This window comes from Streptomyces sp. NPDC004561 (genome assembly GCF_053602155.1).
The window spans coordinates 1-12,949 of sequence record NZ_JBSGDB010000236.1; the positions used below are offsets into that span (position 1 = coordinate 1).

Sequence of the window (12,949 nt, forward strand, 5' to 3'; positions counted from 1 at the left end):
GAGAAGGGCGCCCTCTTCGTGCAGCACCGCATCGCCGCCGAGGGCGATGAGGTGTGGGGGCTGCTCGCCGCCGGCGCCCGGGTGTACGTCTGCGGTGACGGCGCCCGCATGGCCCCCGGGGTCCGCGAGGCGTTCCGTACCCTGTACCGGAAGCGGACCCCCGGCGCCGACGAGGCGGCGGCACAGCTGTGGCTGGACGAGCTGGTGGCGGACGGGCGGTACGTCGAGGACGTGTACGCGGCCGGCTGAGCCAGGGGGGAGGGAGTGTGCGGCACCGGGCGCGGCCCCTGCTTAGCTCACAGCGTGAACTAAGGGTTGGGGAAATATCGCGCTCTCCCTGTCCGAAGGGGTATGTTGCAGGTCGGGCAGGGTTCGTGAAGGGAGCCGCATGGCGGGGCGCAACGGGCGCACGGTACGTGACCTCAGGCGGGGCAACCGCACGGCCGTGCTGCAACGACTGTATTTCGACGGCCCGCTCAGCCGCTTCGAGCTGGGCCCGGTCACCGGTCTGAGCTCCGGCTCGGTCAGCAACGTGGTCGCCGACCTGATCGCCGACGGCCTGGTCGAGGAGGCCGGCAGCGTCGAATCCGACGGCGGCCGGCCCCGCACCCTGCTGCGCGTCGCCCCGCACAGCGGGCAGATGATCGGCGTCGACGTCGGCGAGACCCGGGTCCGGGTCGAGCTGTTCGACCTGGCCCTCACCGAACTCGCCCGCACCGAACGCCCGTTGACCCCGCAGGGCTACGACGTCGACGTCATCGTCGGGCACATCCGCGACGGCGTCGCCGAGGTGCTCACCGCCGAGGGCGCGAGGCCCGAGCGGCTGCTCGGCGTCGGTGTCGGCGTCCCGGGCATCGTCGAGCACACCCCCGACCGGGGCGCCGTCGTGCACGGGCAGACCATCGGGTGGGACGCGGTGCCGCTGGAGCGGCTGCTCCGCGCCACCTCCGAACTCCCGGAGACGGTCCGGTACTTCATCGACAACGGCGCCAAGACCCTGGGCCAGGCCGAGATGTGGTTCGGGGCGGGACGCGGTGCCCGCAACGCCGTCGTCGTGCTCTTCGGCTCCGGCGTCGGCGCCTGCCTGGTCACCCTCGAGGTGGAGCACGGGCGGGCCGTCGAGTGGGGCCATCTGACGGTACGGGTCCGCGGGCGCCGCTGCCGCTGCGGCGCCCCCGGCTGCCTGGAGGCCTACGCCGGCGCCGAGTCGCTGCTCGCCCGCTGGCGCGAGGAGGGCGGACGGCCGCCCCGCGGCGCCGACGAGGAGACCGCGCTCACCGCCATGCTGGCCGCCGCCTACCCCGCCGAGGGGACCGAGGCCGACCCGGTCGCGCTGGCCGTCCTGGAGGAGACCGCCGAGTACCTGGGGGCCGGCCTGTCCGACCTGATCAACCTCTTCCAGCCCGAGCGGATCATCGTCGGCGGCTGGGCGGGCCTCCAGCTCGGCAGCCGCTTCCTGCCCTCCGTGCGCCGGCACGCGGCCACGTACGCCCTGCGCCACCCGGCCGACAAGGTGACCATCGAGCTCGGCCGGCTCGGCCCCGACGCCGTCACGGTGGGCGCCGCGATCCTGCCGCTGGCCGACTTCTTCACCGGCGGCGGCCGGCGCCCCGAACCGGAGCCCGAGGACCGGCTGCCGGCCTGGCGGGCCGCGCTCCAGGAGCGGGCGCCGCGCTGACGCTCAGTCCGCCGGCTCGTCCGGTGCGGGCTGCCCGGGGTGCACCGTGCCCGCCCGCGGCGCACCGCGTGGCCCGGCGCCGGCCTCGTCGGGGTCCGGCAGCCGGTCCGCCTCGGACTCGTCGTCGGGCTTCTGTCCGGGGGCGGCGTCCCAGGGGTCGTCCTCGCCCTGGGCCTGCTGGTCGGGCAGGTCCCTCGGGACGGGCTCCGGGCCGTTACCGGGTTCCTGCTCCCGCTGTGTCATGTCGTCACTCCTCGGCGGTACGTCGGTACGGGTCGGTGCGCCGTTCAGCCGACCTTGCGTCCCCGCATCGGCTCGGTGTCCGTCCCGCCGCCCTTCTGCAGGCCGTCCAGGAACTCCTGGAGCACCTCCGTCGCCGTCATCCGGGGCTGCCAGCCCAGCTCGTCGCGCGCCCGCGCGCAGTCCATCAGCGGCAGGCGCAGCACGGCGTCGAACAGGTGCGGGGAGGCGGGGAGCAGCCGCAGCCCCCAGGCGGCGGCGATCGCCGAGCGGGCCGCCGTACGCGGCAGCCGCACGGGACGGGAGCCGAGCAGCTCTGCGAGCACGGCGGCGTCGAGGGGCGGCTCGGCGGCGAGGTTGAAGGGGCCCCGGGCGGTGTCCGTGTGCACCGCGAGGCGGTATGCCTCGGCGGCGTCGTCGGTGTGCAGCGCCTGCACCCGCAGGCCGGGCACGTCCGGCAGGAACGGCAGCAGCTCCGGGCGGGCCAGCGGACCGGGCAGGAAGCGCCCGGCGAAGATGCGGCGCTGCTCGCTCGCCGACTCCCACTTGAACAGGAACGCCGGCCGCATCCGCACCACCCGCACCTCCGGGTGGTCGCGCTCGAACACGTCCAGGGTGCGCTCCAGGTAGGCCTTCTCCCGGCAGTACGCGGCGTCCGGCCAGCCGTGCGTCGGCCATGACTCGTCCACCGCGCGCTCCTTCGGACCCGGCGAGTACGCCCCGACGGAGGAGGCGTGCACCAGCACCGGCACCCGGGCCGCGGCCACCGCCTCGAACACCCGGATGCCGCCGAGCACATTGGTCCGCCAGGTGGCCGCCGGGTCGTGCGTCGGCTGGAACGCCCACGCCAGATGGATCACCGCGTCGGCGCCCTCGAACCGTTCGGCGAGGTTGTCCTGGTCCGCGGCCAGGTCGACGGCGGCCCACTCGGTCTTGGGCGGCGACCAGTCGGGCCTGCGCCGGGCGAGACCCCGTACCGACTTGATCCCGGGGTCCTCGGAGAGCAGGCGCACCACGCTCGTGCCGACGTTGCCGGTGGCCCCCGTCACCACCACCCTGCTGCCCGCTGAGCTGCTCACCTTCGTCTCCTTCCGTCCGTACGGCGGAGGCTCTGGACGCCCGGCCGGGTACCCGGGCGCCACGCCCGCACACCCGGCATGACGTGGCGGGTAATCGACCCAGGGGCCGTTCCGGGAAACCATCGGGATCATCAGCACGGCGGACGTACCGTCCCGCCGGACCGAGCCGGAAACCGAGGAGGCCCCCCATGCCGTACTACGAGAGCCCCGTCGACGGCGTCCGACTGCACTACGCCGACCACGGTCCCGCCACCGGCCCCGTCGCCGTCTTCGTGGCCAGCGCCTACCTGGGCCACGAGCTGTGGGAGTACCAGATGCTGCCCCTCGCGGAGGCCGGTCACCGGTGCGTCGGCCTGGACCGGCGGGGGCACGGCCGCTCCGAGGACAGCTGGTCCGGCTACGACCTCGACACCCTCGCCGACGACCTCCAGGGGCTGCTCGACCACCTCGACCTGCGCGAGGTCACCCTGATCGGCCACTCCGTCGGCACCGCGGAGGTGGTGCGCTGCCTGACCCGGCACGGCAGCGCACGCGTGGCGCGCGTCGCCCTCATCGCGGGGGTCAGCCCCGGCGTGGTCCGCTCGGCCGCCCTGCCCGAGGGCCTGGACCCGGCGCTGGTGCGCGCGGACGAGGAGTTCTTCCGGCGGGACCGGGCCGCCTACTTCACCGCCATGGCGGACGACTTCTTCGCCGCCGGCCGGCCCGGCAACGAGGTGTCCCCGGCCTTTGTGCGCTATCTGGTCGACCGGTGCCTGGCCGCCACGCCCCGCGCCGCGACCGGCGTGCGGGCCGTCGTGGCCGCCCTCGACCTCGCCGCCGAGCTGCCCGCGCTGGACGTCCCGGCGCTCGTCGTGCACGGCACGCACGACACCTCCGCGCCCTTGGCCCACACGGGCGAGCGAACGGCCCGGCTCGTGCCGGACGCCACCCTGAAGGTGTACGAGAACGGCGGCCACGGCCTGTTCGCGACGCACGCGGAGCGGCTCACGGCGGACCTGCGGGAGTTCCTCGACGCCGGCGCCCCCGCGATGGCCCAGGGAGCGCCCGGCCGGGGCGGCCGGGCATGAAAAGGGCCCCGGCCGTGACGGGGGATTCACGACCGGGGCGGTCCGGTGGTGGGCACGGACGGCGGTCGCCTCTCGGCGAAAGGCTCCACAGGGCTTCAGCCGAACGATCGTCCCTGTGGGCGGATGGTGAGGCCCGGGGACACTGTCCCATCCGCACCCACGGTTCGTTCAACGGGCAACGACACCCTGCTGTTCCGCCATTATACGTGACCCGCATCACAATCCGTGAGGCTCAGGCCAGTGGACTTGTGGCGAGCCGGGCGAGCAGATCGGCGGGGTCCGCGTAGACCGCCTCAGCCCCGGCCTCCTCCAGGTCGGCCCGGGGGATCCCGCCGCACAGCACGCCCAAGCAGCGCACGCCCGCCTTGGTGCCCGCGTGCATGTCCCACACCGTGTCCCCGACGAACACCGCCCCCGAGGCCGGTACCCCGGCCAGCTCCAGCGCATGCTCCACCGGCTCGGGAGAGGGCTTGCCCTCCCGGACGTCCTCGCTGCTCGCCGTGTCCGTGATGGCGTCGTCCGCATCGATCGCGCGGCGCAGCGCGCCCAGCTCGGACCCGCTCGCCGAGGTGGCGAGGACCACCGTCCAGCCGTCCCCGTGCAGCCGGCGCAGCAGCTCCCCGGCGCCCGGCAGGGCCGGAAGCCGGGCGAAGTACTGGCCGTACAGCGCCTTGTGCGCCGCGCTCAGCGCGGCGTCGCCCTCCGGGTCGCGGTCGTCGCCGAGCAGATGGGCGACCAGGTCCGTGGAGCCGAGACCGACGGCCCGGTGCACGGCGTGCATGGGCACGTCGTGGCCGGCCTGCCGGAAGGCCTCCCACCAGGTCACCACGTGCAGGTGGTTGGTGTCGACGAGGGTTCCGTCGACGTCGAAGACGGCGGCACGGTCCATCCGGGGTCCTCTCTCACGTGCGGGGCTCCCGGTCCGGGTACCACGTCAGGACCCCGCCACGCGTGCCGGCACCCGGCCCTTCCGCGTCCAGTCCAGCAGCTCCTCGGCCGACCAGGCGGTCACCACCCGCTCGGCGGGCACCCCGCACTCCTCGGCGCGGGCGCAGCCCAGGATCTGCCAGTCCAGCTGGCCGGGCGCGTGCGCGTCGGTGTCGACGGAGAACAGCACCCCCGCGGCCACGGCCCGGCGCAGCAGCCGCCGGGGCGGGTCCAGCCGTTCGGGGCGGCTGTTGATCTCCACGGCCGTACCGGACTCGGCGCAGGCGGCGAACACCTCGTCCGCGTCGAACTCCGACTCCGGCCGCCCCCGGCCCGTGACCAGCCGTCCGGTGCAGTGCCCGAGGACGTCGGCGTGCGGATCGCGGACGGCGGCCACCATCCGCCGGGTCATCGCTCGGGCGTCCATCCGCAGCTTGGAGTGCACCGACACCACGACCACGTCCAGCCGCTCCAGCAGCTCCGGTTCCTGGTCCAGCGAGCCGTCCTCCAGGATGTCGCACTCGATGCCGGTGAGCAGCCGGAACGGCGCCCATCGCGCGTTCAGTTCCGCCACCACCGCCAGCTGCTCGCGCAGCCGCGCCGGGGACAGGCCCCGGGCCACCGTCAGCCGCGGGGAGTGGTCGGTGAGGGCGGTCCACTCATGGCCGAGGGCGGCCGCCGTCCGCCCCATCTCCTCGATCGGGCTGCCCCCGTCGGACCAGTCCGAGTGGGTGTGGCAGTCACCGCGCAGCAGCGCCCGCAACCGGGCCCCGGCGCCCTCGGGAGGTGCGCCGCTCTCCTCCTCCAGCTTGCTCAGATAGCCCGGCACCTCACCGGCCAGTGCCTCCCGCACCACCTGCGCGGTCTTCGGCCCGACCCCCTTGAGCGACTCCAGCGTCCCGGCCGCCGCGCGCGCGGCGACCTCGTCCTCGGGCAGCCCGGCCAGTACGCGCGAGGCCGTGCGGAAGGCCCGTACCCGGTAGGTGGGCGCCAGCGCACGCTCCAGCAGGAAGGCGATCCGGTCCAGCGCGGCGACGGGTTCCATGCAGACCAGGGTGGCACCCGGCGCCGGGAAGGGGCGCGGGGAACCGCGCGAGCGGCCGGGGGCGACCCGCGGCCGGCGCCGGGCGCCCGTTTGCCCGGCAGACCCCCCGGGTACTGCGATGACTCGTCCGAGCGGCCCGTCCCGAGGAGGTTCGCCATGCCCGAACCGGACACGCGGCGCACGGCGGTCGTCACGGGCGCGGACAGCGGCATCGGCCGCGCCACCGCGGTCCGTCTCGCCGAGGCCGGCCTGGACGTCGGCATCACCTGGCACACGGACGAGAAGGGCGCCGAGCGGACGGCCGAGGAGGTCCGGGCGAAGGGGAGCCGCGCCGCGATCGCGCGGCTCGACCTGACCCGGCTGCCCGAGGCCGCCGACACCGTGGACGAGCTGTGCGCCGAACTCGGCCGCGTCGACGTCCTGGTCAACAACGCCGGTACGGGCACCATGACGCCCTACCTCGACCTGACCCTGGCCGATGTGCGCCGGGTCCTCGACGTCGACCTGGTCGGCCCGTTCCTGTGCGGGCAGCGGGCGGCCCGGCGCATGATCCGGCAGGGGGACGGCGGCCGGATCGTCAACGTGACCTCCGTGCACGAGCACCAGCCCCGGGTCGGCGCCGCCCCGTACTGCGCGGCCAAGGGCGGGCTCGGGCTGCTGACCCAGGTGATGGCCCTGGAGCTGGCCGAGTACGGCATCACCGTGAACGCGGTCGCACCGGGTGAGATCGCCACCCCGATGACCGGCCAGGAGGACACCGACGTGCACACCGAGCGCCGCCCCGGCGTGCCGCTCGGACGACCCGGAGACGCCCGCGAGGTCGCCGCCGTGATCGCCTTCCTCGCGAGCCCGGACGCCTCCTACGTCACCGGCGCGTCCTGGAGCGTCGACGGCGGCATGCTGCGCATGGGCCCCCAGGCCGGCTCCCATCTGACCGGCGACGACTGGCGACGGCCCTGAGGCACGGGTGAGCGGGATCGGTGGCGGCCGCGGTCCCGGAACTCCTGGACGGTGCACCCTGATGACTCGTCTGCTCGGGTTAGGTCCTACGCTGAATTGCATGACCGAACAATCAGCTCCCTATATCTCCCATCCGCGGATCCTGGTGCTCGGTGTGTGCCCGGGGAAGCCCGGCGAGCCGCCCTTCCGGATCGTGGAGATCGACGGTGAGGTGATCGGTGCGGCCAGGACCGTCACCGACGTACTGGAGGTGGCCGCCTCCTACGGCATCACCATCCACGACCTCGACGACCCCGAGGTGGTCCGATGGGTCGGCGGCGGCAAGTACACCTGGACCCTGCGCTGACCTCTAGGGGGTGTCGTGTGGATCATCCCGGCGTCGCGCGGCAAGCGCTGTTCCTCACGGCCGGCCTGATCCGAACGACACCCCCTGGCCGACCGTCCACTTCTGGTTGGCGCCGCCGGTGCAGGTCCAGATCTGCAGGCGCGTCGCGTTGGCCGAGTTGTTCCCGGTGACGTCCAGACACTTGTTCGCCTGCGGGTTGACGATGTCGTGCGCCCCGGTGACGGTCCACTTCTGGTTGGGGCCGCCGGTGCAGTCCCACAGCTGGACGGTCGAGCCGTCCGCCGTGCCGTTGCCCGTCACGTCCAGGCACTTGCCGAGCGCCCGGAGCGTGCCGTCCGAGCCGACCGTCCACGACTGCGCGGCGGTGCCGTTGCAGTCGTAGAGCTGGACCGGGGTCCCGTTCGCGGAGTTCGCGCCGGCCACGTCGACGCACTTGCCGGCGAGCCCCCGGATCGGGACACCGCTCGCGCTGTCGCTCGTCGTCACCGACACCGAGTCCACCACCAGCTGCTGCGGGAACTGGGTGGAGCCGTCCGGGTCGCCGGGCCAGTAGCCGCCGACAGCGAGGTTGAGTATCAGGAAGAACGGCTTGTTGTCGAACACCCATGTCCTGCCGCCCAGGTCGGCGGGTGTGCGCCGCTCGTAGACGGTGCCGTCCACGGACCAGGTGATGGAGCCGGGCGCCCAGTCGACCGCGAAGGTGTGGAAGGCGTCCGCGAAGGCCTGCCCGCCCGGCAGGGTGTAGGCGGCGCCGATGCCGCCCGAGCCGGAGTAGCCGGGGCCGTGAATGGTGCCGTGCACGGTCGACGGCTCGAAGCCGACGTTCTCCATCACGTCGATCTCGCCGGAGTCGGGCCAGTTGACGGGTGTGCCGAGCATCCAGAACGCGGGCCACATGCCCTGCCCGCGCGGAATCTTCATGCGCGCCTCGACATGCCCGTACCGGGCGTCGAACTTGCCGGCCGTGTTCAGCCGGGCCGAGGTGTACTGGCAGCTGCCGTACCAGCACCGGTAGCCCGCCGGGTTCTCCTTCCGGGCCGTGATCACCAGGTGGCCCTGGCCGTCCAGGGCCGCGTTGTGCGTGCCCGAGGTGTAGTACTCCCGCTCGTGGTTGTTGACGTTGTCGCCGGTCTCCAGGGTCCACTTCGAGGGATCGACCGCGGCGCCCGCGGGCCCGTCGAAGGTGTCGGAGAAGGTGGTGACGGTCGCGGCCGCCGGTACGGCGGTCCCGGCGCGCGCCGGGCCGACGGCCGCGGAGCCGACCAGGACGGCGGACAGGGCGGCCAGGAGACATCTGCGGAGCAGGCGTGGGGAGGCCATGGCTCTCCGTTCGCTCGTGGGGGGCGAGATGCCTCTTGATTCAAGGAGTGAGATAAGGGGCCGTCAATACCCTGGTACGGACCTTCTCCTGACGATCACTCGGCCGCCTGCCCGCGCACACGCCGGTGGACGCCCCGCCCGAGCCGCCGCCCCAGCAGCAGCCAACCGAGCAGCGCCCCCGTGGTGTTGAGGATGACGTCGTCGATGTCGAAGGCCCGCCCGGTGACCAGCGCACCCTGGACCAGCTCCACCATCAGCATCACGAGCGCCGTGAGCGCCAGCACCCGGAGCACACCGCGGGCCCGCGGCGCGAGCACCGGCACCAGCACGCCGAAGGGGACACCGAGGAGCACGTTCCCGCCGAGCTGCTTGACCGCGTCCCGCCACTGCGCGTACTCCAGATAGGCCTTCATGCTGCGGCCGGGGTGCAGATTGGCGTGCGTCAGCGCGGCCGACGCCGGGGACGGCTCCAGCGTCAGCCGGGCCAGGACGATGGCGAACGCCACCATGAACGCGAAGGCGACCAGCATCGCCAGCACCCGGAGGGGCAGCGGCAGCGCGTGCCGCCCGGCGGTCCGGGCTGCGTCCTTCGGCCGTGCGGTCGGGCCTGCCTCCTTCGGCCGTGCCCGCCTTCTGGGCGCGCGCAGCACCGCAGGCAGTCGTGAGGCGGTCCGGCCCATGCGTCCTCCCGTGGTCAACATCCTTGGGTCGTAAGGCGGTTACCCGGCGAAACGGCGAGGATGCCGCCCTCGGGGCGGCGCCGGGAGCACACCGGCGGTTTCCGTTCACGCTCCCGGGGCACTCCGCTGGCGGACCCGCGTGCCGCCGCCCCTCCATGGGGTCGGCGGTGCTTGGATGCCCCGAGCGATGAAGCGGACACACCGCCGTACATGCGAGCAGAACGGACCGAGGAGGTGACGGATGAACCGGCGCACGGCACCGCGCACCGTCCTCCTCGCCGTCGGCGAACTGCTGGCCTGGTGGGTCGCGCTGACGGTGCTGTGGCTGGTGCTGATCACGCCGGTCTACACCCTGGAATGGGTCGTCGGCGGCTCCTGCGCGGCCGCGGGGGCACTGCTGGCGCGCGCCGGCCGGCGGGCGGTGACATGGCGGTGAACGGCTGGATCCTCGCGGCGACCGTGGTGCTGGCCGGGGGAGGGGCGGCCGCGGTGTGGGGCGTGACCACCGGCCCGATGGGCCGCCGTGTGGTGGCGCAGAACCTGACCACCTCGGTGCTGTGCCCGGTGCTGCTGCTGCTCTCGCAGGGATACGGCCGGCCGTCCTACGTCGACCTCGCGCTGCTGCTGGCCCTGCTCGGCCCGGTCGGCACCCTGGTCTTCGCCCGGCTGCTCTCCGACGACCTGGAGGGACAGCGGGCGAGCGCCTGGGGGCTCACCTTCGCGGCGGTCGGGCTCGGCGCGGCCGTCGTGGTCGCGCTGTGCGTGGCCACCGGGCCGGGCCGGGCGATGGTGAAGCTGCTGGTGATCGGCGCGCTGCTGATCGGCGGCAACCTGATCGCCTCACGGGCGCTGGGCGGCGGCTTCCGGGGGGTGCGCGGTGGCTGACACACGGCCGGCCGTGCACGCCGGTCGCCGCCGGCGGGCCGGTGGAGGGGGTGGCCCATGGCCGACGCCGTGATCGTCGTCGCCCTGCTGCTGGTGGCCGCCTCCGCCACCGCGGCCGTCGTCCAGCGCGACCCCGCCCGCCAGGCGCTGGTGCTGTCCGTGCTCGGGGTCGTCCTTGCCGTGCTGTTCACCGTGCTCCAGGCCCCGGACGTCGGCCTGTCCCAGCTGGCCGTCGGCTCCGCCCTGACCCCCCTCCTGATCATGCTGTCGGTCCGCAAGGTCAGGCGGCGCGGCCGGTCCAAGGACGGTGCCCGGTGACCCGGCGGCTGCGGCTGTGGGTGCTGGCCGTGGGCGGCGCGGGCCTGGCCGCCCTGCTGGTCGCCGCCTGCCTCGGCCTGCCGGGCTTCGGCGGCCGCCGGCACCCGTACGGCACCCGCGCCGTACAGGCCTCCCTCGCCCGGCGCACCGCCAACACCATCGCCTCCGTCAACTTCGACCAGCGCGCCTACGACACCCTCGGCGAGATGAGCATCCTGTTCGCCGCAGTCCTCGGCTGTGTGGTGCTGCTGCGCCAGGCCCGCGACGAGCGCCGGGCGCAGCCGGAACCCGCCGAGGTGGTCCGGCCGGTCCGCCGCTACGCGCTCGTCGTGCTGCCCGTGGCCCTCGTCTGCGGTCTGTACGTCATCGCCCACGGCCAGCTCAGCCCCGGCGGCGGCTTCCAGGGCGGAGTGGTCGCCGCGACCGCCCTGCACCTGCTGTACCTGGGCGCCGACTACCGGGCGCTGGAACGCGTCCGCCCGATCACCGTCTACGAGACCTCCGACGCCGTCGCCGTCTCCTGCTACCTGGTGCTGGGCTTCGCCGGCGTCCTGGCCGGCACCGCGTTCCTGGCCAACACGCTTCTGCCGTACGGCACGTTCAACACGCTGTCCTCCGGCGGCATCGTCCCGCTGCTGAACGCCTTCATCGGCATGGAGGTGGCGAGCGCGGTCGTCGTGCTGCTCGCCAACTTCCTCGACCAGGCCGTCGAGATCGAGGAGGAGAACGGGAGGTGAGAACGCCCCGATGCACGTCTTTCCGTACCTGGTCGCCGCGTACATCTTCCTGACCGGCTGCTACGGCCTCGCCACCAGCCGCAATCTGATCCACGCCGTCGGCTGTCTCGCGGTGTGCCAGTGCTCCACCTATGTCCTGCTGCTGTCGGTCGGCTACCGCTCCGGCGGGACCGCGCCCGTCTTCTCGGACATCAAGCCCGGCTCCCGGCCGCTGGTCGACCCCCTGGTGCAGGCCCTCACCCTCACCGACATCGTCGTCGGTGCCACCGTCACCGCGCTGCTGCTCGCCCTGGTGCTGCAGATCGCCAAGCGGCACGGCACGGTCGACCCCGACGAACTGCGGGAGCTGCGCGGCTGATGCACCATCTGCTTCCGCTCCTCGTGGCGGTGCCGCTGCTCGGAGCCGCCGTGCTGGTGGCCACGGGCCGCCGTCTGCCCCGGGCCGCCGCCGAGCTGACCGGCCTCGTCGTCTGCGGCGCGACGGCCGCGCTGGCCCTCGTCCTGCTGCTCAACTCCTCACCGCCGATGGTCGAATGGGTCGGCGGCTGGGTCCCCGTCGGCGGCGAGAGCGTCGGCATCGAGGTGATCGGGGACGGGCCCTCGCTCGGCATGGCCGCGCTCGTCTCGCTGGTGAGCCTCGGGGCGCTGGCGTACTCGTGGCGCTACTTCGACGAACCCCCCATCGGGCACACCGGCTCCTTCCCCGCGCTGATGCTGGTCTTCCAGGGCGCCATGTGCGGGTTCGCCATCGCCGGGGACCTCTTCAACGCGTTCGTGTTCTTCGAGCTGATGAGCGTGGTGGCCTACGCGCTGACGGGCTATCGCATCGACGAGGCGAAGGCCGTGCAGGGCGCGCTGACCTTCGGTGTCATCAACTCCCTCGGCGCCTACGCCCTGCTGATGGGCCTCGGTCTGCTGTACGCCCGCACCGGCGAGCTGGCCTTCACGAAGATCGGCCGGGGACTCGACACCGCGGCCGGGCACGGCGGCCCGGACGCGCTGGTCCTCACCTCCTTCGTGCTGGTGCTGACCGGCCTGCTGGTGAAGGCGGCCACCGTGCCCTTCCACTTCTGGCTCCCCGACGCCCACGCCGTCGCCCCCACCCCGGTGTGCATGCTGCTGTCCGGCGTGATGGTCGAACTCGGCGTGTACGGCGTCTGGCGCGTGTACGGCACGATCTTCGCCGGGCCCGGCGGAATCCCGGCCGCCGACCTGACCCGGGCGCTGGTCACGCTCGGCGCCCTCACGGCCGTGATCGGCTCCGTCATGTGCTGGTACCAACGGCACATCAAACGGCTGCTCGCCTACTCCACGATCTCCCACACCGGCCTGTTCCTCATCGCCATCGGCGTCCTCACCCCCCAGGGCGACGACGGAGCCGCCCTGTACATCCTGGCGCACGCCGGGGTGAAGGCCGCCCTGTTCGCCTGCGCGGGCCTGCTGCTGGACCGGTTCGGGAGCCTCGACGAGCACGCGCTGCACGGCCGGGCGCGGGAGATGCGCACGACCGCGGTGATGTTCGCCGTCGGCGGCCTCGCCCTCGCGGGCCTGCCGCCGTTCGGCACGGGCCTCGGCAAGGCGGTCAGCGAAGAGGCGGTCGGCGGCCCGCTCACCGTGGTGTACGTGGCCGCCTCCGCGATCACCGGCGGTGGCGTCCTGACGGTCAC

Annotated in this window: 17 protein-coding genes; 11 read left to right on the forward strand and 6 right to left on the reverse strand. The window is 73.7% G+C overall.

All coding sequences use genetic code 11. The annotated features are described in order from the left end of the window. Positions 1–249 (forward strand): hypothetical protein (locus ACWEN3_RS26930; protein WP_452975878.1); only part of this gene is annotated, 249 nt, incomplete at its 5' end. Between the two features lie 139 nt (positions 250–388). Continuing rightward, positions 389–1,678, forward strand: coding sequence for an ROK family protein (locus ACWEN3_RS26935; protein ID WP_452975880.1), 1,290 nt, complete (start codon positions 389–391; stop codon positions 1,676–1,678). A 3-nt stretch (positions 1,679–1,681) separates the two neighbouring features. Here the strand turns inward: ACWEN3_RS26935 and ACWEN3_RS26940 are convergent, their stop codons facing one another. Together ACWEN3_RS26940 and ACWEN3_RS26945 are read right to left on the reverse strand one after the other, a co-directional pair. Next, positions 1,682–1,921, reverse strand: coding sequence for a hypothetical protein (locus ACWEN3_RS26940; RefSeq protein WP_452975882.1), 240 nt, complete (start codon positions 1,919–1,921; stop codon positions 1,682–1,684). Between the two features lie 44 nt (positions 1,922–1,965). Next, on the reverse strand, positions 1,966–2,997 hold the full coding sequence (locus ACWEN3_RS26945; RefSeq protein ID WP_452975884.1) for an SDR family oxidoreductase: 1,032 nt from the start codon (positions 2,995–2,997) through the stop codon (positions 1,966–1,968). Between the two features lie 188 nt (positions 2,998–3,185). Here ACWEN3_RS26945 and ACWEN3_RS26950 point away from each other — a divergent pair, with 188 nt between their 5' ends. After that, positions 3,186–4,064 (forward strand): alpha/beta fold hydrolase, encoded by an 879-nt coding sequence (locus ACWEN3_RS26950; RefSeq protein WP_452975886.1) that lies wholly within the window; start codon positions 3,186–3,188, stop codon positions 4,062–4,064. 232 nt (positions 4,065–4,296) lie between these two features. Here ACWEN3_RS26950 and ACWEN3_RS26955 read toward each other — a convergent pair whose 3' ends face one another. After that, a complete protein-coding gene (locus ACWEN3_RS26955) occupies positions 4,297–4,953 on the reverse strand; it encodes an HAD family hydrolase (RefSeq protein WP_452975888.1) in 657 nt (218 codons plus the stop codon). A gap of 45 nt (positions 4,954–4,998) precedes the next feature. Continuing rightward, the gene (locus tag ACWEN3_RS26960) at positions 4,999–6,036 is read right to left on the reverse strand and encodes a PHP domain-containing protein (protein ID WP_452975890.1); all 1,038 of its coding nucleotides are present in this window, start codon (positions 6,034–6,036) and stop codon (positions 4,999–5,001) included. A 156-nt stretch (positions 6,037–6,192) separates the two neighbouring features. Between ACWEN3_RS26960 and ACWEN3_RS26965 the strand changes: the two genes are divergently transcribed. Together ACWEN3_RS26965 and ACWEN3_RS26970 are read left to right on the forward strand one after the other, a co-directional pair. After that, positions 6,193–6,996, forward strand: coding sequence for an SDR family oxidoreductase (locus ACWEN3_RS26965; protein WP_452975892.1), 804 nt, complete (start codon positions 6,193–6,195; stop codon positions 6,994–6,996). A gap of 100 nt (positions 6,997–7,096) precedes the next feature. Further along, positions 7,097–7,342, forward strand: coding sequence for a hypothetical protein (locus tag ACWEN3_RS26970; RefSeq protein ID WP_452975894.1), 246 nt, complete (start codon positions 7,097–7,099; stop codon positions 7,340–7,342). Positions 7,343–7,396: 54 nt separating this feature from the next. Here the strand turns inward: ACWEN3_RS26970 and ACWEN3_RS26975 are convergent, their stop codons facing one another. Further along, positions 7,397–8,662, reverse strand: a complete 1,266-nt coding sequence (locus tag ACWEN3_RS26975) for an RICIN domain-containing protein (protein WP_452975896.1) — start codon at positions 8,660–8,662, stop codon at positions 7,397–7,399. Between the two features lie 95 nt (positions 8,663–8,757). Continuing rightward, on the reverse strand, positions 8,758–9,342 hold the full coding sequence (locus ACWEN3_RS26980) for a VanZ family protein (protein ID WP_452975898.1): 585 nt from the start codon (positions 9,340–9,342) through the stop codon (positions 8,758–8,760). A 241-nt stretch (positions 9,343–9,583) separates the two neighbouring features. Between ACWEN3_RS26980 and ACWEN3_RS26985 the strand changes: the two genes are divergently transcribed. The 6 genes from ACWEN3_RS26985 to ACWEN3_RS27010 form a co-directional block, all read left to right on the forward strand. Next, on the forward strand, positions 9,584–9,778 hold the full coding sequence (locus ACWEN3_RS26985; protein ID WP_452975900.1) for a hypothetical protein: 195 nt from the start codon (positions 9,584–9,586) through the stop codon (positions 9,776–9,778). Next, a complete protein-coding gene (locus tag ACWEN3_RS26990) occupies positions 9,775–10,227 on the forward strand; it encodes an MrpF/PhaF family protein (RefSeq protein ID WP_452975902.1) in 453 nt (150 codons plus the stop codon). Before ACWEN3_RS26985 ends, ACWEN3_RS26990 begins: the two co-directional genes overlap by 4 nt. Before the next feature lie 57 nt (positions 10,228–10,284). After that, the gene (locus ACWEN3_RS26995; protein ID WP_452975904.1) at positions 10,285–10,545 is read left to right on the forward strand and encodes a Na(+)/H(+) antiporter subunit B; all 261 of its coding nucleotides are present in this window, start codon (positions 10,285–10,287) and stop codon (positions 10,543–10,545) included. Then, the gene (locus ACWEN3_RS27000; protein WP_452975906.1) at positions 10,542–11,282 is read left to right on the forward strand and encodes an MnhB domain-containing protein; all 741 of its coding nucleotides are present in this window, start codon (positions 10,542–10,544) and stop codon (positions 11,280–11,282) included. Before ACWEN3_RS26995 ends, ACWEN3_RS27000 begins: the two co-directional genes overlap by 4 nt. 10 nt (positions 11,283–11,292) lie before the next feature. Continuing rightward, on the forward strand, positions 11,293–11,640 hold the full coding sequence (locus tag ACWEN3_RS27005; protein WP_452975908.1) for a sodium:proton antiporter: 348 nt from the start codon (positions 11,293–11,295) through the stop codon (positions 11,638–11,640). Continuing rightward, positions 11,640–12,949 (forward strand): complex I subunit 5 family protein (locus ACWEN3_RS27010; protein ID WP_452975910.1); only part of this gene is annotated, 1,310 nt, incomplete at its 3' end. The genes ACWEN3_RS27005 and ACWEN3_RS27010, both read left to right, overlap by 1 nt.